The following is a 22,285-nucleotide window of genomic DNA, read 5'->3' as shown; positions in this document are numbered from 1 at the left end:
AAACTTGTCATGAATAGTAGGAAAAACAGTTAAATTTTGATTAATTAAATAATAAGTAAGTAAATTATGCTCAGTAAGAGAATATATTTGGCTCAATCTTAACCGAGTTTATACTAGTGATTCAATTTCTTTTAGTCGTATAGATACAAAGCTGCCGAACGGAGAAAAACGTTACTTAAATAGTAAGGTTGGCTTTGCTCATCGGCTCATTATAATACGCCGTAGTCAGTCGGCGAGTCAATTAAATTCTTTAGTGCACTTCACCTCTAACGTTTATTCGTCATGGCTTTTCACTCGCCTGCGGACTTTGGGCATTCGGATGCCCCAACTGTTTGGGTCGTTGACGACGACGAAGACGACCGGCTTTTTATTTGTTCTGCTTTTGAGCATACACAACGGCCCATCAACGTACTGACGCTTACCGATGGTGACCAGCTTTTACCGAAGCTAGCGACCTGTACGCACTTGCCCCAATTGATTTTGCTCGATATTAATATGACTCGCCAAAACGGGTTCGAGACACTTCGGCAACTCCGTAACACACCTACGTTTGCCCATTTGCCCGTTGTAATGCTGACTACTTCGTCGGATACATTCGATATCCAGCGTAGTTTAGCACTGGGGGCTAATCAGTTTATGACGAAGCCTGCCAGCTACAATCAGCTGTTGACCCTGGTTGACGATTTAACCAAACAATGGGAACTGGCCTAAACAGCCTAAGGATAGTATTCTATTCCTACTTAGCTAACTTTCCTGGCATATTCTGAACCAACTCCCCCTGGTATCCGATTCTAAATGTATGTCTTCATCACTACGTTTAGAATTGAGTACGCACATCAATGATGATCGTCCGGTATTTGTGTCGGGCAATTTTTGTGACTGGCTTCCCGATTTAGATTTTTTTCGAATGCAGTCCATTGGGCCGGGCCAGTTTGTGTATGAGTTCCCTGATGATATAGACCTACCCACTACACTAGAGTATAAATACACGCGAGGTGGGTGGGATCATGTCGAGTTGGATGCATCGGGCGCGAGCGTTACCAATCGGACTATATCGCGTTCTGTGAATTCAAAACAGGAATATGTACCCCACTGGCGGTGGTTTGGTATGCCGTTCAACCCTGAGTTTCTGCCCAAAATAGAACTACTTGGCGATACATTTACGGCACCGAAACTCGGCCAGACACGCCGGGTTCATGTGCTGCTTCCCCACGATTATGCTGATTCGGGGAAACACTATCCTGTTCTGTATTTACACGACGGTCAGAATCTGTTTGGTGGGGGCGCTGGGTACGGAAGTTGGGAAGTCGATCAGAAAATGGCTTTGCTGGCTGCCCGAAATCATCACGAAGTAATTTTGGTTTCAATTGACCATGGCCACGACGACAGAATTCAGGAATTTACGTTTCACCGCACGCGGGCTGGCGCTGGAAAAGGACAGTACTATTTAGACTTTATTCGGCGCACAGTAAAGCCCCTCGTTGACCAAACGTTTCGAACGCTATCCGATGCCGCTCATACGGGCATTGGCGGGAGTTCATTGGGCGGCCTGATTAGTATTTATGCCGGACTCATGCACCCTGATGTGTTCGGGCGACTGATGGTATTTTCTCCCTCGCTCTGGATTTCGCCTAAAATTTATTTTGATGCCATTCGATTTCGGGCCCCGGTGCCCATAAAAATATATGCTTACGGTGGCGAACAGGAATCGAAGTATATGGTGCCTAATATCCAACGCTTTAATGAAGCATTAGTCCGCCAGCAGTACGGGGGAAATGCAATCGATATTCACCTGTCGGTTGACCCAACGGGTACGCATCAGGAAGCTCACTGGAGTCGCGAATTTCCAAAAGCAGTAGAATGGTTATTTTATTAATAAAGCAACATGACTATTACCCTAAATACCCAATCACCCGTTATCGGCGATCTAGTTATTCCAATAGTGCAAACGGTTACGCTGGCCGATCAATTGACCAGCCTAACCCAGCAATTGGGTTTATCCGACGAAGTGCTGCAACGCGATTTTAAAGCTGAGGCTAAAGAAGTGCTTGCTGTCTATGGCCCGAACGGACAAAAAACGTACTTACTGGGTTTGGGGACTGATCCGCAGGAAATGGACTGGCTGCGGTCTTTCCGAAAATTCTTCTTTGACCATAAGACTAAATTGCCAGCGCAACTCGGTATTGAGTTGTCTGCGTTTAACGGGGCTATAATCGAAGGGGTTGTGCTGGGTGTTCGCGGAGGTGGCTACGACCTGAAACTCTATCAGACGGATAAGGCCGATGGTCCGGTTTTCTTTTCTGATGCCGGAGAGCTAACCCTCTACGTAACGGCTGAGCAACAGACAACCGCGCAGGAAGCGTTGACGCGTGCTGAAGCCATTGCCCAAACCCAACGGCAAATGCTGGATTTGATGAACGCGCCCGCCAACTATAAAAATCCACAAACCCTGGCCGACTGGACCATGGCATCAGGAAGTCAGTATAGGTATGCGGTAACAGTACTAGACAAAGCTGAATTGGAACGCCAAAAGTTGGGTGCCTTACTAAGTGTTAGCCAGGGTAGCGATGTGCCGCCTGTACTGATTATTGCCGAGTATAAACCCGAAGGTGTTCCCAACCCCCGGAAAGTAGGCTTGGTAGGAAAAGGCGTCACGTTCGATACGGGTGGCGTTTCCATTAAGACGTCGGCCAGTATGCACCTTATGAAAAGTGACATGGGCGGGGCAGCAGCCGTACTCGGAACCGTAGAAGTGGCGGCTAAACTGAAACTGCCGATTCATGTGATTGGTATTGTTCCGGCAACAGAAAACTCGACTGATGGCCGCTCGACAAAGCCCGGCGATGTCGTTACAGCCTACTCTGGCAAAACCATCGAAGTCATTGATACTGACGCCGAAGGACGTGTAATTCTGGCCGACGGTCTGGGCTATATGATGCGCAATTTCCAACCCGATGTGTTGATTGACCTGGCCACCCTGACAGGAAACGTTATTGCGGCTTTAGGGTATCATGCGGCTGGAATGTTCACCCAAAATGATACATTAGCTGCTCAACTTACCGAAGCCGCCAACCAGACAGGCGAGCAACTGTGGCGACTACCGCTTTGGGACGTTTACCAGGAAGACATAAAATCGGATGTGGCCGACCTGAAAAATTACAGTGGTAAACCCATTGCCGGAGCTATCAGTGCGGCTAAGTTTCTGGAGGTGTTTTCTGAAAAACACCCCGCCTGGGCGCACCTGGATATTGCAGGGATGGCGTTTGCCGATACAGAATTTGGTTCGCAAAAAAACGCAACCGGATTTGGGATTCGCTTGTTGATAGCCTACTTACAGTTGCTTCTTGCAGAAAATAAGTAAGAAAAATTCGTTGTTTGGTCATTTGGCCGTATCTTTTTTGGCAAAATATTATCGCAGCTTATGAGCCAATTGTCTTTTCTGTGCATTGCCACCTTCTTAAAGGGGCAGGATTTCATGCGGACCTGCAAAGAGTTGGGTAACACAGTTTATCTATTGACCGATCAGAAACTTGCCAACGAAGCATGGCCCCGAGAGTCGATCGACGAGATGTTTTTTCTGCCCTCGCCCAGCAACGCCCCCGACGATCTGGCGCAAATGGTGCTGGGGCTGGCTCATGCCATGCGCTCCCGCCAAATTGACCGGGTGGTAGCTTTAGATGACTTCGATGTTGAGAAAGGAGCCTTAATTCGGGAGACGTTCCGCATTGATGGAATGGGCCAAACGACCTCCCGCTATTTCCGCGATAAACTGGCCATGCGAACGCGGGCTTTTGCCGCTGGCATTCGTGTTCCGGCATTTTGTTCGCTTTTTCACGATCAAACCGTCACGGCATTTTTGCAAACTACGGAGGCTCCCTGGCTTATCAAACCACGTTCGGAGGCATCGGCGACTGGCATCCGCAAAGTGCATACTTTAGACGAAGCGTGGTCGGCTGTTCATTTGCTGGGCAACAACCGGCACAACTACCTCATCGAAGAATTTAAGCCGGGGAAGGTCTATCATGTCGATTCCCTATCAGTTGACGGCAAAGCCGTTTTCACGCGGGTAAGTCAATATCTGGCTACCCCGATGGAAGTAGCCCATGGGGGCGGGGTATTTCGCACAGGAACGCTCCCCCTCCATACACCCGAAACCGATGCCCTCTGCCAGATTAACGATCAGGTGATGGCCGCTTTCGGAATGCGATACAGTGCGTCGCATTCCGAATACATTCGGGGTGATCACGATGGTGAACTGTATTTTCTGGAAACAGCCTCACGCGTGGGCGGTGCACATATTGCTGAGATGGTTGAAGCTGCGTCGGGTGTGAATCTTTGGAGTGAGTGGGCCAAACTTGAAACCGCCGTTGCCCGTAAAGAACATTACGTGCCGCCTGTTGACGGAGGTAGTCATGCCGGACTTATTGTATCGCTGGCCCGGCAACAATGGCCCGACCTATCCGTATTTACCGAACCGGAAATTTTCTGGCGTATGAACCGTGAATACCACGTCGGGCTAATTATTCAGTCCAACGACCGAGTCCGTATCAGAACCCTGCTGGATGACTACATGCACCGGATTTATGAAGAGTTCCACGCATCGGCCCCACTACCCGACAAACCAACAAGTTGACGCCTGGTCAATCTCTCAACGTATCTTTCTTCGTTTTACCAACGGGTATACCCACACCAAATGCCCTTGGGTCGCTGGGGGGTGACGTTTTTCGCTTTTTGTTGCTCTGAGCAGGCGGCATAGGATTCGTTGGCATCTGTGCCGTCATTCCAGGACCGGAAGTGGGGGTATCGACCCCCGGAATAGAAACCTGTTTTTGAACGGGTTCCTGAGTTGTCTTTGACGAATCGGCCTGACTCTGACCGAAACACGTTGAACTAAATAAACTAATAGCGAAACACACGAAGAGAGGACGCATAGGAAAAGATAGTTTGTTGAGTACTATATCAACCCGCATTCATGCGTAAGGTTTCAAGTTAGTTTTACAACTCATCAACGCGCACAAGTTGGTAGGCTTTTTGGTGGAGTTCGGTTAGTAGCTCGTCCAGGTGGTTGTAAAGTTTATCCGTACGGCTAGATGCTGTACCGATGTGCATCAGCAAAATAAATCCGTTTAGTCCAGCCTGTTTCCGCTGTTCATATGTGCGGATGGATTGCAGAATAGTGGCACTGCTGCGGTAGTTCCTCTCTTGAGGAGTGGTATAGTCGGCATGACTCAACAGGCCGGGGGTATAATTGATAAGTTGTATTCCTTCGGCCTTTGTCCAAACGGCAATGCTGTCATTGTACCATTCGTAAGGTGGCAAAAATACTTTTTTCGTATTTTTAAGCGTACTGAATCTAGCTAAAGCTGCGTAGTTAGCGCGTAAATCGTCTACAAATTGTTTGTGACTAACGAGTAAACTGTCGCGGTTGGTCCAGTCGCAATACAACAAATGCTGATCGGAGTGTGGGCCGAGGAAATGCCCATCCTGATTTAGTTGTTTGACCAGCAAGGCAACTGTTGGGTTTCGTAAAAAACGCCCGGTCAGAAAAAACGAAGCCCGGACATTATGCTTTCGCAACGTTCGGGTGATAGTTGAGCCACCATCGGCAAACTCATCGCCGGTAAATACCAGCGCCAGTCGTCGAACAGTGGTGTCTCCCCTAATTTTTGCTCCACTAAAATAAGTTGATTTAGGGTCGATGGATGTTACCCGGGTTAATTTCTTGACTGGCTGTTTACCCTTCTGCTGCCCACCAGTACGTCGGACAGGTGTAAGTTTCTCCGTATGTTTAGCCGCCAGTAAATAAATGAGAGATGCCGTCCCATCCATTGTTGGTTCGTTGGTGCTAAAGTCCCCATAATCATCATGATATACGGCTACTTTGCTTTGGAAAGGCGCATATTCATCAGCCTCGTGGAGAGTTATACCAAGCAGATTTCCATAAATACTACCCCGCACTGGCCCATCGACTAGCCCGCCATCAATCGGATAGTTGTTCAGGATCGTAAACGACGAGTGTGGATCAATGGGTGTATCGGCATTGGCGGGGAGGCCATAGACAAAACTCGTTCCCCAGGGATTACAGCCAAATAACCAGTCAAAGTTAGCCTGTTCGAGCGCCGTAAATTGTTTGTCGCCAGTGAGTTGCCGGTACCAGAAGCACTGTGTGGCAAAGGAAGTGGTGAGATTATTGCTGCACCAGATAAAGGGTACACCTCGATAAAACGCATTTTGTCGCGCCCGTTTCCAAATAATGTCAATTCCCGATTTATAAAAATCAGTGACGGTTTTTCTGTTGCGGGTAAGTAAGCGTTTTGCCAGTTCAACATGACCGACATTCACAAATGGATACCATTGATAATGCCGCGCTGTATCGTTCAGAATCCAAGGCGTTATCGGTTCCCGACGGGCAAATTCCAACGCTGTATTCTGCCACTTAGTCGCTTGTACACCGGTTGCTCCTGTGGCGTTGAGTTGCTCAATAGTGGCCAATTCCATGTCATCGGTGTAATTGTCTTCTTCGTAGAAATAAGGCGCCCGGCCTGGCGCCGTCTGACTATTGCCGGGTTTTTCCAGCCCAAGTTTATACGCCGATTGCGACCGTTGCCAAAGCTTGTTTGCATACGTAGGTTGACTTTTACGGATCATTTGGTAACCCAGCGCCAACGCACTGCTAACTTTACCGGCTGTGGAGGCCACACCCGTTGCCCGATTTTTGTATTTAAACAGGCCCTGTGGCTTTCCGGTAGCAAAGTAAACGGGCCGCTCAAACCCTTTCCCGTAAAAGGCATCCTCCTTCGGCAAACGGAAACCAACATGGTCGCGGTCATCGGCGAGCTGATTGAATAGCCAATCGTCAGTAGGGTGCATTTTTAATAGCCAGTCAAGACCCCAGTGGGCTTCGTCAAGCACGTCGGGTTGACCATTGGCACCATCCAGTCCATTGGCTTGATGAGTATCACCAAAGGCCGTTGGGAAATCGCGCAGGGCAGCCAGCAGATGATAAGTGGCATTGGCAGAGGTGGTTACATATTGTAAATAGTCGGTGGCATCGTGCCAGCCGCCCGATACGTTTATATGCGTACTGTCGGGCATAGGGCCATACATAGTGTAGCCGTCATGAGTATGGCAGGAGTCTTTTAAAAACGGATTATAGCCGCTGCGCTGCTGGCGCATATAACGCAGACAAAAGTCAGCCTTACCGCTATAAACGTCTTCGCCAATGCGAAAACTGGGCGAACGGGTTCCATCATCGGTCTGCAAATGATAATGACCTGATTTTCGAAAGACCGAGAAATCGAGCCGGTACGTTTGCTTGAACGGACCATATTCGCCAAATGCCAGGCCAACCGATAGGTTCTGAATTTCCTGATTTGTCTGCTCATCGATGAGTTGAAACCTGGTCACTGGTTGGTCACTCATACTTCCCCAAACGGCTATCTTGGGGCTATCTGGCCGGTAGCCAAGCAGGTTAATCCGTATGACGGCGGGTTCCTCTTTGTGAACGACAAGAGCCACTAAACTGAATGCTACTACCAGCACCAAGCTCAAGAACACTGTATTAAAGCGTTTTTTGTCGGACATAACTCGCTATATTTTTTTCAATAATCCCATCATCATTTCCTCAAAATAAGCCCCATTATACGGCCCGAACCAGTTCATATCACGGGTTTCGGCAGTCGATCGGTTATAATATTTGTCGGGTGTTACATAACCAATGTACCCGCCATCGAAGCTGGTAATGATTACGTTAACGCCTTTTTGAGCGGCTAGCGGTTTGAAATCGGCAACTAACTCGCCGGAGAAGTCGCAGGGTGTGCCAAGCAGCACTGTTTTACCCACTCGCAGGGCTTTCAAATCTGAAGGGTAATCACCATAAACGGCGTAAAAGAACCAGGGCCGCACGCGCCAGTTGCCAATAACACGGGGGTGGGGTTCGCGCAGGTCAAGTGGCAGCGTGAGTATAGAAAGAGTGCTGTCGGGCTTCGTCTGTATTTGTGGAACAGTGCGTTCGATGCGCAGGGCTAAATCACCCGCGTAATTTCGAACTTCCTGAAAATCTGTTTTACCCCGCGCCTGCGGCCCTGTGCTACCAACGGCACCTGCCATAAACACGGCAAAGTCAGCCGATTTTTTTTCCAGCCGGTCTACCAGCGAACCCGGATAATCGCGGCTGAGATAATTCCATTTGTCGTCGTCAAAAAGTGTCGGATGACCCGCAAAGGTGCAAAGTAGGGCTGATTCGCCGGTTGATTTTTTCAACTTTAATAGCCGAATCATGCCGTCGAGTGGGCCTGTTGGACCAGAGGAACTGATACGATTATAGATGAGGTCACTGGCGTCGATCTGGCCAAAACCAACCTGCACAGGAGCCATGTTGCCCTGAGCAGCCCGAATCGCATTGAGCACACCGTCGGTAATGCGGGTTATAATTTTCTCATCATAGCCGCCCGCAATCAGTTGGCCCACTATGCCCGGTGCCCAACCGCCTACGCTATTGTGCGAGTGAATGGCACCCATATAGACATTCTCCCACCGTAATCCGACTTCGGGCAACCGTTTTTTGAGAGCTTCTACAACAGTTGGGGGTGTAATAAGCACGTCAAGTCCCACCATAGCGACTTTTGTGCCGCCATTATCAAGTACGATAGCCCTAGCAAAAATCGAATCGCTGATAATATGCCAGTGCTTGCCGCGCCGGGCACCATAGCCACCCGTTGGTGTAGAGTAAGGGGGCGTAATAGTTGCTTTTGCCCAACCCGCCCGAATCGGAAACTTTGCCGCCGGAGAGGAAGTGAGTTGTGCCAATCGCTGCCTGGTGTGGGCATAATAAGGCATTTGCTGGTACGGCGTATCATCGACCGGAGCTAAACTAATTGCCAGAAATAGAAGAATAAAAACAATAAATCCCAGTAGGACTTTCAGGAAAATACGGAGGAATTTCATACGGCTTGCAGCCAGTGTTAACGAATTTGTCTGCAAGCAACGAAAAAACAAACGGATGGGAAAGCAATACGAAAACAAAAAAAGGCACCGGAGAAAATCCCCGATGCCTTCCGTCACCCTACCGGTTTCCCGGCCTCCCTATATATGATTTTTTGTTATAAGAACGGGGCTGCAGCGGCCAAAACCTGAGCTTTGGTCAATGGTTCGTCAAAGGCTCCCCGGAAATTATCATCTGTTATGCCTGTCACGTTTGGCAGCGTTTTTAGATTAACGCCCCCCTGGGTAAATGTAGTCTGTGTTGGATCAGAAACCCATCCTTTCATACCCAGCATCCGACGAACTTCCGATGCGTGTCGGGCTTCGACAGAGTGAATTTGCAGGGCGACCTGCAAAATACCTTTGTCGTTAATTAAGTTACCCGCCTGACCTTTGTATGCTTGAACCCCTGTATCTTCTAAAGCACGGGCTGTAGCCAGAAATGCTGCATAACTCGTAAATGTCCCGGCTGGGTATTTGAATGTTGGTTTGGCTATTGCAGCCGCGCCTAATGCTCCTTTTAAAAGGGCAACGTGTGCCGTTTCGTGTTTGCTGATTTGATTGATAACCGCCAAGTCAGAAGCTGGTACTAATCCTGCTGTGCCAAGACCTGTGCGGTAAAATTCGTCCTCAAGGTATTCGAGCGTGAGAGCAAAGTTTGCCACATCAATAGCCGCCTGCGATGGTGCGGTGGTCGTTTGGGCAAGTGCTTTGTTAAGGCTGGCTGCAACAAGGGTTGGAATGCCTGCTGCTATCAGCTTTGAACTAAATTTGAGGAGATTCCGACGTGAATAGAAGCTGAAACGCTCACTAATTTCGGGATCAGCCTGTTCAATTTCAGATATTAATTTAAATAGATTCATGGCGTTGTATCAGGTTTACATGGGGAGGTTAGTGGCCGTAATCTGCGTTTTCACGTACTTCTGCGCGATAGGCAGCACAACTGCTGGTTTATTGGCAGCATCGAGTCCAGTTGTAGGTGCAACCACATCGTCACCGGCGAAGTCCGCCGATTTTGGATTCAGCAAGTCGCGGATAGCGGCTGCATGGCGGGCTTCCACCGACACAATCTTACCAGCCAGTGCCAAATAATTAACATCCGTAATAAGTGGTCCTGCTCCGTTGTAAGCCGATACGCCCAGATCTTCAAAGGCTTTAGCTGTTCCTAATACGCTACCCCGATCGCTGAATGTAATACCACTAAAATTTGGTGTTAGTGCGCCAATGGCGTTTGTTCCTAAAGCTGCTTTGAAAAACTCGCGGTGAATAATTTCGTGATCGCGGATATCGGTCAGCAGTGTTTTTTCTGCATCCGTCATGCCGTTGTATGGTGTGGCAATTACCTGCGTATAAAAAGCTGCTTCTAACTGTTCCAACGCATAGGCATAGTTAAGAATGCCGAAATCGCCCGTGCCTAAGTCGACAGGGGCCATCACTGTTGTTGGGTTTTCTTCTCCTTCTTTGCAGGATGCCAAAAGGGCGCCACCTGCGGCAAAAGCGCCTGCGTAGCGCAGAAACAACCGGCGGCCTACCATCACCGGCTCCAATTGGCCTGGCAACATGGTCAGGCCCGATTCATTCTGTTGCTTGCTCATAACGAGTTTAATTAAGTGTGTCAATATAACCGCAATTTTGCCAGACGGTTTAACACACTTACGGCAACTTTTCGGACTTGGATTTATTTTCCCCCCAGAAATAGGTAAACGGGTTACTGAAAGAAGGTGATTACGGCTATAAATTCAGCCCCAAATAAGTTCGTTACCCTTTCGTATGGTAGATAGATATACTACCTGTCCTTCTAATGGCATAACTGTATAAAGATGAAGCAGCTGGAGCAAAATAAGCAGAATGCTACTGATTTTTTATGACAGTCAATCAATGCAAACCGGCTGAAGCTATTACACACTATGTCGGCGACGAATACATTTAGCACAATCCGGCGGTAGGTGATAGCAAGGAAGGGTGTATCGCCTATTTTGACCGTATGACGAAGACGTATTCCGGTAAACGCGTGGAGGTGAAACGAGCAGTTGCGGAAGGAAATCTGGTTGTTCTCCACTGCTTTCAGCAATGGTCTATGGTAGATGGGTTGGGCCTTGAAGACTGGGCCGGTATCGATACTTTTCGTTTCGACGATACGGCCAAAATCGTTGAACACTGGAATGTCTTGCAGCTTATTCCGCTAATATCGACTAATGTCAATTCTATATTTTAATGAAAACTAGTCAATTAAGTATCCTACTGTTTTTCGTGTCCATAGCGTCAGCTCTAGCTCAGAAAGAGCTGCATGTTGCATCGCCCAACGGACGAATTATTTTCTCGTTTAACCTGACTAAAAATGCCCCAACCTACCGTGTCACGTTCGACAAAAAGACGCTCATTGATAAGTCGGAATTAAGTTTAGTGTTTCAGGGAACAGGGGTATTTGGGCCAAATCTTTTCCAGAATACGCCAACGATTCGGCTAATTGATGAAACCTACGAACTGGTGGTTGGCAAGGTTAAGACGGCCAGAAATTATTGCCGTGAGGCAGTTATTCCATTGAGCGAGAAGGTTGCCAGTAAGCGGCAGATTAACTTGATTGTCCACGTATTTGATGACGGCGTAGCGTTTCGCTACGAATTTCCGAAGCAGCAAAATTGGGCGTCCTACACACTGACGGACGAAAATACAACCTTCCGGCTGATGCAGAACCCCACCGTTCGTGCGTTGTTTCTGCCCAACTATACGAGTTCGCACGAAGGTTTATACACGACTATCCCACTTGGCAGTATTAAGAATGATACGTTAATGGACATGCCAGCGCTGTTTGAATTTCCTGATAAAACCTATCTGGCCATCACCGAAGCGGCTTTAAACGATTATGCCGGGATGTATTTGACAAAGAGAAATGGACGTTCCGGTACGCCCGGCGTTTCAGTTTTAACCAGTCAGCTTTCGCCCCTGCCGAACCAACCCAGCCGAGCCGCCGGGTCGGAAAAAGTAAAAGCCGTTTTGCCGCACAAAACGCCCTGGCGGGTAATGCTCATTGGAGACCGGGTTGGCACATTGATTGAATCGAACATGCTCACAAGCCTGAATGAACCCTGCAAAATCCCGGACGTATCGTGGTTGAAACCGGGCAAAACCACCTTCCCCTGGTGGAACGGCAATATAACACCAGACACGACATTTGCACCGGGCAATAATTTTGAGACGCAGAAGTACTACATTGATTTCTGTGCTGCCAACCACATAGAGTATCATTCGGTCGTTGAGTATGGCTTGCATGAATGGTATGTGAATGATGGAGCCGGATTTGTGCCGGGGCCGAATGTCAATGCGGCTAAGGCAGTGCCCGGTCTGGATATGCAGCAGGTTTGCGACTATGCCAAACAACGGGGTGTAGGCATCCGGGTTTGGGTGTTTTGGTCTGCGCTCTATCCGAAGTTGGAAGAAGTTTTTACGCAGTATGAAAAGTGGGGGCTCAGTGGCTTGATGGTGGATTTTATGGATCGCGACGATCAGGAAATGGTCAATATTCAAACTGAAATTCTGCGCTCGGCAGCTCGCCACAAGTTGCATATTCAGTTTCACGGTGCCTACAAACCAACAGGAATGCACCGCACTTATCCAAATGAGTTGACCCGCGAGGCAACCCTCAATTATGAAACAGCCAAATGGAGTGGCTTAGCCACGCCCGACCACGACCTTTCGTTCCCGTTTACGCGGTTGCTTGCCGGGCCGATGGATATGCATCTTGGCGGTTTCCGGGCGGTGCCCAATAGCCAGTATAAAATTCAGTACACCCGGCCACTCATGCACGGCACCCGCTGTCACCACATGGCTATGTATGTGGTGCTCGAAAGTTATTTGGGTATGATTGCCGATTATCCTGATGCGTACAAAGGCCAGCCGGGTTTCGATTTTCTGGCGCAGGTACCAACAATCTGGGATGAGGTTCGCGTCCTGAACGCCGACGTTAATCAATACATTACGCTTGCCCGAAGAAAAGGCACCGATTGGTTTATTGGCAGTATCACGAACTCGACAGCGCGGGACATACCGGTTAAGTTTGATTTTCTGCCGGATGGTAAATACTCTGCCGAACTCTATTCTGATGCGCCCGACGTTGCCCAGAATCCTAACCATCTGACGCAGCAAACCCGCACGATTAGCCGTACCGACGTGCTGACGATAAAACTGGCCTCGGGTGGAGGTCAGGTGATGCGGCTGCGAAAACTATGAATCGTCAAACATTTATTTTCTTAGTTGAAACAAACATTGTCACGTTCTGTGAGGCAATGGTTCCGGCATTTTGGAGAGAGTTGTAACAATAGCGGCTCGCGTATAATTATTCAAACAGGATCAGTCTATTCAATAATATTCCCTCCTTTTTAGACTTTTAGGACAATCACTTTGACGCTTATCTACTTAATGTAAGATGCTTAATCAAGTTTCGATATTTTGTAGACTAACGTTATGTTTAAAGACCGCCGGTTGCTGTTGATTTTTGCTATTGCCGTGATTGATGTTGTTGTTGCCGGTGCTCTGGGTGCTTTACTGATTAAATTCGTGGCAGATTTGCCCGCTAAAGCTATATGGCTTACTGGTGGAACTGCCCTGATGTTAGCTGTTCAATTAGCCTTTTCGCCCGCTGTTGGTCTTCTATCCGACAAAGTTGGCCGCCGGCCAGTCGCTATTGCCGCTACCATTGTTTCGCTGTTGTCGTCATTCCTTTTGCTGCCGGTGCAAGCTTGGGGCTACGTGGCTAACCGAGTTTCTAAAGGGGGGACAAATGGCCTCTACGCCGTTTTGCGTTCGTCTATGGCCGATATAACGCAGGGGGAAGATCTCGTTAAATATTCAGGCATGCTAAGCTTCATCGTCGGGGGCGGAGCCTTTATTGGTCCCATGTTCGGTGCTCTATTGTTGCTAAGCCTGAACGAAGCCCGCCATGATGCCCTTCCACTGATTATTATGATTCTTAGTTTGGGCGGTCTGAATATCGTGCTGGCTCTTTTTTTTAAGGAAACGAATGATAAGCCGAGAGAAAAAGTCGAGTTTAAGGAGCTGCGAGATAAAGCCCTTAGCTCGTTGAAAATCAAAACAATATGGGATCAGTTGTCCGAGTCTGATAAAAAGGTTCCGGGTATCAAACCGATCTTTATCCTGAACATGCTGGCGACGCTTGGATTCGGTTACTATGCTTTTTTTGTAGCATTTCTAACTCAGAGCGATCTGGGAATGGAACCGTTAGATACGGCCTACTTCTTCCTCTATTTTGGTGGGTTAGCCTTCCTCGCCAACATTGTGTTTTTCCGGTATATCGTTAGTCATGTTAATAAACGAAAAACCATTATTGGCATCATCCTTCTCAGCATTGTCTTGCAGACAGGTTACTGTTTTTCGGAGTCATCGGTAACGCTGCTGTATGTGGTGGCGGGTATTGACGCACTTACCGTCTCGCTGATTGGCGGGCTAATCGGGGGTATTCTGTCTGAGGTGACGCAGGATGGGGGTGGCCAGGGCGAAGTGTTCGGTAATATTCAGGCGCTGGGTGGGCTGGCTAGTTTCGTGACGGCCCTAGTCAACAGTCTGCTGTCGGGCGTGAGTATGAAAGCGCCTTTTATTTTTTGTGCCCTGTCGTCAGTTGTCGTTGTATGGTGGACACTGCGCCTGCCGGAAGAAGCCAGGAAATATACCGATAAAACTGTGATGCAACGAAAGGAGGAAGAACAACCGGAAGCCAAACCTGCCAGCGCCTGACGACACGATGATGTTGTTGGCGTGGGCATCCCGGTAACTAGCCAAACAAACCTCGTTGTTGGCCGGTTACTAACTAACTCAACATAAAATAACATGAATCGAACATACTTAAATGCCTTCCAGATAGGTATCGTTGCGGGCATGCGTGCCATGTCGGCACCCGCATTTGTTAGCCACAAATTGTCGCACATGACGCCCGGTCCCCTATCGGATTCACCTCTTCATTTCTTGACCTCTACCAAAACTGCAACTACGCTGGCTGTATTGGCTGGTGGAGAACTGGTTGGTGATAAGTTACCCAGTAGCCCGGATCGTACTAAATTTCCACAAATGTTGGGCCGCATTGTATCGGGTGCATTATCTGGAGCCGCCTTAACCGAAGCCGATGATGAGCCGGTTGCTTCGGGGGCTGTTTTAGGCGCATTGGGTGCCGTTGTCGGCACATTTGCCTTTTTTCACCTGCGCCACTGGCTGACCCACGAAAAAGGCTTGCCCGATCCGCTGGTAGCCGTTGCCGAAGATGCGCTGACGATGGGTGCGGGATGGCTTACCGTCAACGAAAGTGCATCGCTTCGTAACGCATTCTAACATATTTTAGTGAAATAGGTAACAGAAAAGGCGCACTTCAGAGTGCGCCTTTTCTGTTGAAATTGCTCAGAAGTGGGCTTCCTCTAGTATCTTTGCCGTCCCGGAATTACTTTCATCAACTGCTTCCTGATTAACTTGCGCGAATAGAGTAATCACCTTACTGATGGGACACTCTTTTGCTGGTACGCCAGCGCGCGCATTCACCTTTTCGATTTGTAGTAATGCAGGTTCTTAAATTTGGCGGCACCTCGGTTGGGTCCGTAGAAAGTATAAAGCAGGTTATCCAAATCATTGAAAACCATCGCCAAAAGGGCGATCAGATAGCAGTTGTATTTTCGGCGATGGGTGGCATTACCAACCAACTCATCGAAATCGGACGCATGGCTACAAGCGGGGAAACCGATTATATGGAACTGGTTCGACGGATTGAAGATCGACACTTCAACGTCGTGAAGGCACTAATTCCGGTGAAAGAACAGAGCAAAGTGTTTGCAAATGTGCGGGGAATTATCAATGAGCTGGAAGACCTGTTGCGTGGTGTGTCACTTATTCGGGAGCTGACGCTCCGCACCCACGATCTTATTACTAGTTTCGGCGAACGCCTTTCCACAACGATTCTTACCGAATGCGTAAAAAGCCGGGGTATTCCCGCGCAGTTCTGCGATGCTCGTAAGATCATCAAAACCGATACACAATTCGGCCAAGCCGAGGTAAACTATACGCTAACAAATCAACTAATTCAGGATTATTTCGCCAAGACAACAGATCTCCAGATGGTTACGGGCTTTATTGGCTCAACTGAGAAAAACGAAACGACAACCCTTGGCCGGGGCGGTTCAGATTATACCGCGTCGATTTTGGGTGCGGCTCTGAATGCTGAAATCATTGATATCTGGACTGACGTTGATGGCATGATGACCGCCGATCCGCGCAAGGTGCCCAATGCGTTCAATATCCCGACAATTACCTACGCCGAAGCGATGGAATTGTCACATTTTGGGGCGAAAGTGATTTACCCACCGAGTCTGCAACCGGCTTTTGCCCGCAACATTCCCGTTCGCGTGCTGAATACGTTTAATCCAACGCACGAGGGCACGGTGGTGAGCCGAACCGCCGAACGGCGACAGTACACCATTACGGGTATTTCGAGCATCGACGACATCGCGCTTGTGAACGTGCAGGGCTCCGGCATGATTGGCGTGGCCGGGGTATCTGCCAAATTATTTGGCGTGCTGGCGGCTCACAAAATCAGCGTGATTCTGATTTCGCAGGCATCGTCGGAGCACTCGATTTGCTTTGCCATCGACCCGCGCGGAGCCGAAAATGTCAAGACAATCCTGGATGCCGAATTTGCCATCGAAATCTCGCACGGTCACATTGACAACATTGCCATTGAGCGCGATTTGTCGGTCATTGCCACGGTGGGCGAGGGGATGAAGAAAAGCTCTGGTATTGCCGGGAAACTGTTTTCGGTACTGGGTAAAAACGGGGTCAATATTGTAGCGGTGGCGCAGGGGTCGTCGGAAATTAATATCTCGGTGGTTATTAACAAAAATAATCTCTCAAAAGCCCTTAACTCGCTGCATAACATCTTCTTTCAGTCCGAAGCGAGGGTGTTGAATTTGTATCTGGTCGGCACGGGATTGATCGGAAAAACGCTTCTAAAACAGATTTTCGACCAATCGGAATATTTACGGTTAGAAAAGTTATTGAAGGTTTGCGTAGTGGGAATGACGAATACCAAGAAGATGCTGCTCGATTCAAAAGGTGTCTCGCTGGACGATTGGCGGGAGCGGCTTCTGACCGAAGGCGTCACGACGTCGTTGCCAGCGTTTGTTGAAAAAATTAAGGATTACAACCTGCCTAACTCGGTATTCATCGACTGCACATCAGACAAAGATATTGTACAGTTTTACGAGTCGTTGTTAGATGCTAATATCTCGGTTGTAACGCCCAATAAAGTAGCCAATTCCGGTCCGTATGCCGAATACCGACGGTTGCAGCGCACCGCCCTAAACCGGGGTGTCAAGTTCCTGTATGAAACCAACGTGGGAGCCGGTCTGCCGATTATCAACACGGTGCAGGGACTAATGACCTCCGGCGATCGCTTCCTGAAAATCGAAGCGATTTTATCGGGTACGTTGTCGTTCATTTTCAATACGTTTCGCCCTGGCACTTCCTTCGCCGATGTGGTGCGGGAAGCCAAAGAAAAAGGGTATACTGAACCCGATCCCCGCGACGATTTGAGCGGTCAGGACGTAGCTCGGAAAATATTGATTCTAGCGCGCGAAGCTGGTTTTCCGCTCGAACCAGAAGACGTAACAATCAATAATCTTCTGCCACAATCGTGCCTGGATGCACCCACAATTCCGGCCTTTTTCGAGGAATTGGAAAACAATAATGCCTACTTCGAAAACCTACTTAGTACAGCCGAAGCGAATGGCGAAAAACTACGGTTTGTGGCCAGTTTTGAGAATAACAAAGCCACAATCGGCTTGCGTCCGGTGAGTGCGGAGCATCCTTTCTATCAGCTAACCGGAGCCGATAATATCGTCTCATTTACGACAGAACGGTATAAGGATCGGCCACTAGTTATCAAAGGACCCGGTGCGGGTGCTGAAGTGACGGCATCGGGTGTGTTTGCCGACGTGGTTAGCATCGGGAGTTATTTAGCGTAGCCCATAAATTGGACATAGCTATCCTACTAAATCAACCATAAAACACCAAAAAATCGTAAATTCGTAAACGATAATTTGCCATTTCCTGTGCTACCTGATTCCCAACAACAACCCCTTATTGACTGTATTCGCGACATCGGTCACCCCGAAGCAGTTCGGCGATTCTTTGGGTTATTGAAGGAGCTAATCGACATTGTTAACCTGCCTAATGGGGATGCTCGGCTGGCGTTTACGGTACGACAGGAGAAAGTTACTATCATCGCAAATATTAATTTCTTTCAGGCTCTTCGTATCCAGAAACCGCGTCGGGGCGAAGTCGAATATCACCTGACTGTCAAGAAATCCTGCCACGACCGGCTGAAAATTAATGAAGAATTAGCGTTTGAGCCATTGACTGAAAAGTCCGATTATCTGGCGGTCATCATTGGGCAGTCGAACGTTCATTTGATGTATCAACCCACCTTACGAACCTGTTGGGAAGATTGCCTACTTGAGCTTGTTGAGAGTAACAAACGAGGTCCACACTCTGCCAAGCATAATGCTGATGTGTACCGGGCCGCTGAAGATGAAGCCTTTCAGAGTGACATTATTCGGCTCGCCGACGATCCAACCCTAGCGGATCGTGTTTTGAACGGGTATAGTGTCGAGGAGCCGGAAGCTGAGTATGAAGTTGAACCGGAACAGCCCAATCAACCGCATAACTTGGTCTTATTCGGCCCACCGGGTACGGGCAAAACATTTGCCTTACAGCCATATTTAGCTAACAAAAATTCAAGCCTGATTACGTTTCATCCGTCGTACAGTTACGAAGAGTTTGTGGAGGGTATTCGGCCAGAAATTAGCAACGGGCAGATTAGTTACAAAATTCGCAAGGGTATTTTCCATAAAGCCTGCTCGTCGGCCATTCAGCAAGCGGGTTATGGCACGCTGGCCGATTGCCTGAACGACACACCCGAAAACCGTAGCCGGAAGTTGAAAAAGGCACCCGCCTGTTATCTGCTGATCGACGAAATTAACCGGGCCAATGTCGCCAGCGTATTCGGCGATCTGATTACACTGCTTGAACCCGATAAACGGCTTGGTGCGGAGAATGAACTCTGGCTGACGTTGCCCTATTCGCAGGAACGGTTTGGGGTTCCGTTAAATCTGTTTGTGGTCGCTACGATGAACACCACCGACCGGTCGATTGCGCTGTTGGACATTGCATTGCGACGCCGGTTTTCGTTTCGCGAGATGTTGCCCGATCCAACAATCTTAGGTGTAGTTGACGGTGTAGAGTTGGGGTCGTTGCTGCGAACAATGAACGAACGCATTGAATATCTGCTCGACCGCGACCACCAGATTGGTCACGCTTATCTGACCAATGTCGATACTCACGCTAAGCTTTGTGCTGCTTTCCGCGACCGGATTATACCCTTATTGCAAGAGTATTTTTTTAATGATTGGGCTAAAATCCAGCTAATTTTAGGCGACAATTCAGCTTGGGGAAAAGACCCTGATCTGCGCTTAGTTCGGATTAAAAAGAAATATACATCCGCAGCCGCCAGTAAATTATTTGGCGAAATGCCTGACTCGATAGATGAGGTCGTGACTTATGAAATTAATCCGAGTCTACAACAAAGCGACTATGAGCAGATACCTGCCGACGCATTTGTGAAGATTTATCAGAAGTAGTAAGTAATGCGGATGGAAATCCGCTTTTCGTCAAGAACTCTTGATGGTGTCCGGTTCTCAAGCCTGGCATACTCATATCATTAATAGTGTCGCGTTTGAGAACTCGACACCACTATAAGAAGCAATGAAAGCGCTCGTTCTCACTGAATACAATCATTTCGACCTGCAAGACGTGCCCAAGCCGACGATTCGGCCTAACGAGGTATTAGTGCGGGTGCAAGCTGTAGGCATTTGCGGCTCCGACGTTCACGGTATGGATGGCAGTAGCGGTCGGCGTATTCCGCCCATCGTGATGGGCCATGAAGCCAGCGGGATTATCGCCGAAGTGGGAAGCGACGTGCGCGGCTGGGCGACCGGCGACCGCGTTACCTTCGACTCAACGGTTTATATACTAGACGATTGGTACAGCCGCCGGGGACAATATAACCTCAGTGACGGTCGGGAAGTCGTTGGTGTATCCACCCCCGATTTCAAGCGTCAGGGAGCGTTTGCGGAGTTCGTAGCTGTGCCACAACATATTCTTTATGCTATTCCCGCCAATGTAAGTTTTACGCAGGCGGCTCTGGTCGAACCGGTAGCTGTGGCTCTTCATGCGGTTAGTCTGACGCCTATTCAAGTCAATGATTCGGCGGTGGTCGTCGGTTCAGGGATGATTGGCCTTTTCGTCATTCAGGTGTTGAAACTGGCTGGCTGCGGGACGATCATTGCCATTGATCTGGACGACGATCGGCTTGCCCTGGCCAAAAAACTTGGCGCAACACACACAATTAATGCCGGAGTGCCGGACAATCAACAGATCGACCTGGCAAAGCAAGTGCAGGACCTTACCCACGGACGTGGAGCCGATGTTTCGTTTGAGGTAGTGGGCGCTGGCCCAACCGTCAAAATGGCTATCGACTGCGTTCGGAAAGGGGCAACTGTGACGTTGGTAGGCAACCTCGCTCAAACGGTTGAGATACCGTTGCAGGCGGTTGTAACGCGGCAATTACGGTTACAGGGTTCCTGTGCCATCAACGGAGAATACGAAGCCGCATTAGCCCTGATTTCGTCAGGCCGCATGAACGTCGAAGCTATTCTAAGCGCCGAGGTGCCGCTCGCAGAAGGGGCTGACTGGTTTAAGCGGTTGTATGATAAAGAAAAGGGGTTAATTAAGGTGGTGTTGAAACCATAATTATTGCTTAGCCGACCAGTCTATTATAGCCGGGTACAAATCAGCAACGGTTTGGCCCGGTTTTCTATTTTTATACAACTGTAACAATTCCTGATCGAACTCTTTAAATCGGCGAAACCCTCGATTGTCAACCATCCCCTTTTCAATATTGGCCCTAAGTATTTCAGCGATTTTCTTCTCGAACAGGTCATAATAAAGCAGTGTCACGAGCGCATAGTTCATGTATTCTTCAAAACAGGAAAGATCATTACTGTAATTAGCCGCCGGTTTATTGGGAATTGTCCAATTCGCCAAGTTTTTGAAGGCTATTGCAATTCCTTGAGTATGTTTTTCTGCTTCAGGATTAAGGTAGCTATGATTTAATTCGGTGAACGCGATTGTCATACGTTGGCCTTTTGTTATGTCAAGAGGTTGCTTTTTAGAGGTCGTATTAATGAATGGGAAGTTGATATGCATTTGAGCTTCCGTGAAGCCATTGTCCTCGAATTGATTAGCCGATTGATTCCAGCCGACCAATGGCGAAAACAAGACTTTTACAGCCGAGTAATGAGTTGTTGGAAACTGTTTCTCCAACCATGCTTTCATCGTTGCTACGTCCACATTTCGGCGAAAATCCTCAACCAGACTTTTATAATACGGTGTATTCTTTTTGTAGAAAGATCGGAAGTTAGACTGTTTGGTAAATTGTTCCAGCAGTGGAATATAGGGCGTTAATTGATTCGTTTCGCCCCAACTAACCCGGTCATAAATCCCGCCGTTCACAATTTTATCACCCTCAAACGTGTAAGCATAACTGTCCATTTTCAGATTTGGATAGTTGTCTTCTGACTTACTTAGTAGCGAGTCAATAGTACGAACCGCCAGGTGTTTTTTGTAGGGAAGAAAATGACTCATAACCGCTGGGTAATAATCCGTTTCTTTATAAATAGCGGGTGTTTTTCCGTAGTTGGTCAGCGCAAAAATGACGTTGACCAATTCATACACTTCCGGCACTTCGATACTGGTTTTACCTTTGTTTGCTTTCTTGTAGGCATCGTTGAAAATAGCTGCCTTAACTAGCTTACGGCTGGTAAAAAAACAGGTTACGGTATCACTTTGGGCTTCGCGAATGATCTGGCATATTGTCGTAGTACCATACTGGAGCGTCATCGAAATGGAATCTTTTTCTGATACAAGCGTGAACGGTAATACTTCCTGTTCCAGGCCGAAGCTATAAGAAAAAGAAGTAGGTAAACTGTTCACACCATTGAAATTGCCACGTTCGTTGCCGATATACATCACTAGTCGATTACTCGTTGTCCGGATAGTTGGAATCGGGTTAGACTGCGCTAATGCATTACTAATTGACGAGAAAATCAGTAGAAGAGTGAGAGTTATCTTCATTTAAATAAGAACGTTGGAATGCCCTGCATTTTAATAAATAAAGCTCGTATTGCCGAAAAAA

At 48.3% G+C, this 22,285-nt stretch carries 17 protein-coding genes; 11 read left to right on the top strand and 6 right to left on the bottom strand.

Translation table 11 applies throughout. The features are described 5' to 3' along the window. Positions 1-282: 282 nt before the first annotated feature. The 4 genes from ACFS25_RS18820 (at position 283) to ACFS25_RS18805 (ending at position 4,633) form a co-directional block, all read left to right on the top strand. Positions 283-711: a response regulator gene (locus ACFS25_RS18820; RefSeq protein WP_381504094.1), complete on the top strand. Its 429-nt coding sequence runs from the start codon at positions 283-285 to the stop codon at positions 709-711. Positions 712-799: 88 nt separating this feature from the next. Beyond that, positions 800-1,876: an alpha/beta hydrolase gene (locus tag ACFS25_RS18815; protein WP_381504092.1), complete on the top strand. Its 1,077-nt coding sequence runs from the start codon at positions 800-802 to the stop codon at positions 1,874-1,876. Positions 1,877-1,885: 9 nt separating this feature from the next. Further along, positions 1,886-3,361, top strand: a complete 1,476-nt coding sequence (locus ACFS25_RS18810) for a leucyl aminopeptidase family protein (protein ID WP_381504090.1) — start codon at positions 1,886-1,888, stop codon at positions 3,359-3,361. A 60-nt stretch (positions 3,362-3,421) separates the two neighbouring features. Further along, the gene (locus ACFS25_RS18805) at positions 3,422-4,633 is read left to right on the top strand and encodes an ATP-grasp domain-containing protein (RefSeq protein WP_381504088.1); all 1,212 of its coding nucleotides are present in this window, start codon (positions 3,422-3,424) and stop codon (positions 4,631-4,633) included. A gap of 7 nt (positions 4,634-4,640) precedes the next feature. On the opposite strand, the gene ACFS25_RS18800 is transcribed toward ACFS25_RS18805, so the two are convergent. The 5 genes from ACFS25_RS18800 to ACFS25_RS18780 all read right to left on the bottom strand — a co-directional run bounded on the left by ACFS25_RS18800 (position 4,641) and on the right by ACFS25_RS18780 (position 10,577). Next, positions 4,641-4,931, bottom strand: a complete 291-nt coding sequence (locus ACFS25_RS18800; RefSeq protein WP_381504086.1) for a hypothetical protein — start codon at positions 4,929-4,931, stop codon at positions 4,641-4,643. Between the two features lie 64 nt (positions 4,932-4,995). Then, complete coding sequence (locus tag ACFS25_RS18795) at positions 4,996-7,584, bottom strand: glycoside hydrolase family 9 protein (RefSeq protein WP_381504084.1); 2,589 nt, start codon at positions 7,582-7,584, stop codon at positions 4,996-4,998. Positions 7,585-7,590: 6 nt separating this feature from the next. Continuing rightward, the gene (locus ACFS25_RS18790; RefSeq protein ID WP_381504083.1) at positions 7,591-8,946 is read right to left on the bottom strand and encodes a neutral/alkaline non-lysosomal ceramidase N-terminal domain-containing protein; all 1,356 of its coding nucleotides are present in this window, start codon (positions 8,944-8,946) and stop codon (positions 7,591-7,593) included. Positions 8,947-9,101: 155 nt separating this feature from the next. Continuing rightward, positions 9,102-9,845 (bottom strand): ferritin-like domain-containing protein, encoded by a 744-nt coding sequence (locus ACFS25_RS18785; RefSeq protein WP_381504081.1) that lies wholly within the window; start codon positions 9,843-9,845, stop codon positions 9,102-9,104. A 15-nt stretch (positions 9,846-9,860) separates the two neighbouring features. Further along, a complete protein-coding gene (locus ACFS25_RS18780) occupies positions 9,861-10,577 on the bottom strand; it encodes a ferritin-like domain-containing protein (RefSeq protein WP_381504080.1) in 717 nt (238 codons plus the stop codon). Between the two features lie 389 nt (positions 10,578-10,966). Here ACFS25_RS18780 and ACFS25_RS18775 point away from each other — a divergent pair, with 389 nt between their 5' ends. From ACFS25_RS18775 to ACFS25_RS18745, 7 genes are all read left to right on the top strand, one after another. Next, positions 10,967-11,197 carry a nuclear transport factor 2 family protein gene (locus ACFS25_RS18775; protein ID WP_381504078.1) on the top strand — a complete coding sequence of 77 codons (231 nt, stop codon included), beginning with the start codon at positions 10,967-10,969 and terminating at the stop codon, positions 11,195-11,197. After that, on the top strand, positions 11,197-13,209 hold the full coding sequence (locus ACFS25_RS18770) for a glycoside hydrolase family 97 protein (RefSeq protein ID WP_381504076.1): 2,013 nt from the start codon (positions 11,197-11,199) through the stop codon (positions 13,207-13,209). The genes ACFS25_RS18775 and ACFS25_RS18770 overlap by 1 nt, the downstream gene beginning before the upstream one ends. A 234-nt stretch (positions 13,210-13,443) precedes the next feature. Continuing rightward, complete coding sequence (locus ACFS25_RS18765) at positions 13,444-14,730, top strand: MFS transporter (RefSeq protein WP_381504074.1); 1,287 nt, start codon at positions 13,444-13,446, stop codon at positions 14,728-14,730. Positions 14,731-14,823: 93 nt separating this feature from the next. Next, positions 14,824-15,318, top strand: coding sequence for a DUF4126 family protein (locus ACFS25_RS18760; protein WP_381504072.1), 495 nt, complete (start codon positions 14,824-14,826; stop codon positions 15,316-15,318). Positions 15,319-15,539: 221 nt separating this feature from the next. Then, the gene (thrA, locus tag ACFS25_RS18755) at positions 15,540-17,996 is read left to right on the top strand and encodes a bifunctional aspartate kinase/homoserine dehydrogenase I (protein WP_381504070.1); all 2,457 of its coding nucleotides are present in this window, start codon (positions 15,540-15,542) and stop codon (positions 17,994-17,996) included. Between the two features lie 87 nt (positions 17,997-18,083). Next, complete coding sequence (locus ACFS25_RS18750; RefSeq protein ID WP_381504068.1) at positions 18,084-19,670, top strand: McrB family protein; 1,587 nt, start codon at positions 18,084-18,086, stop codon at positions 19,668-19,670. Positions 19,671-19,794: 124 nt separating this feature from the next. Continuing rightward, entirely contained in the window at positions 19,795-20,841 is a 1,047-nt protein-coding gene (locus ACFS25_RS18745) for a galactitol-1-phosphate 5-dehydrogenase (RefSeq protein ID WP_381504066.1), read from the top strand. On the opposite strand, the gene ACFS25_RS18740 is transcribed toward ACFS25_RS18745, so the two are convergent. Continuing rightward, positions 20,842-22,224: a DUF4932 domain-containing protein gene (locus tag ACFS25_RS18740; RefSeq protein WP_381504064.1), complete on the bottom strand. Its 1,383-nt coding sequence runs from the start codon at positions 22,222-22,224 to the stop codon at positions 20,842-20,844. Between the last annotated feature and the right edge of the window lie 61 nt (positions 22,225-22,285).

The organism is Spirosoma flavum (assembly GCF_042686045.1).
Classification (GTDB): domain Bacteria; phylum Bacteroidota; class Bacteroidia; order Cytophagales; family Spirosomataceae; genus Spirosoma; species Spirosoma flavum.
The sequence above is the reverse complement of the archived record's forward strand: the minus strand, read 5'-3'. Positions and strand labels throughout refer to the sequence as shown.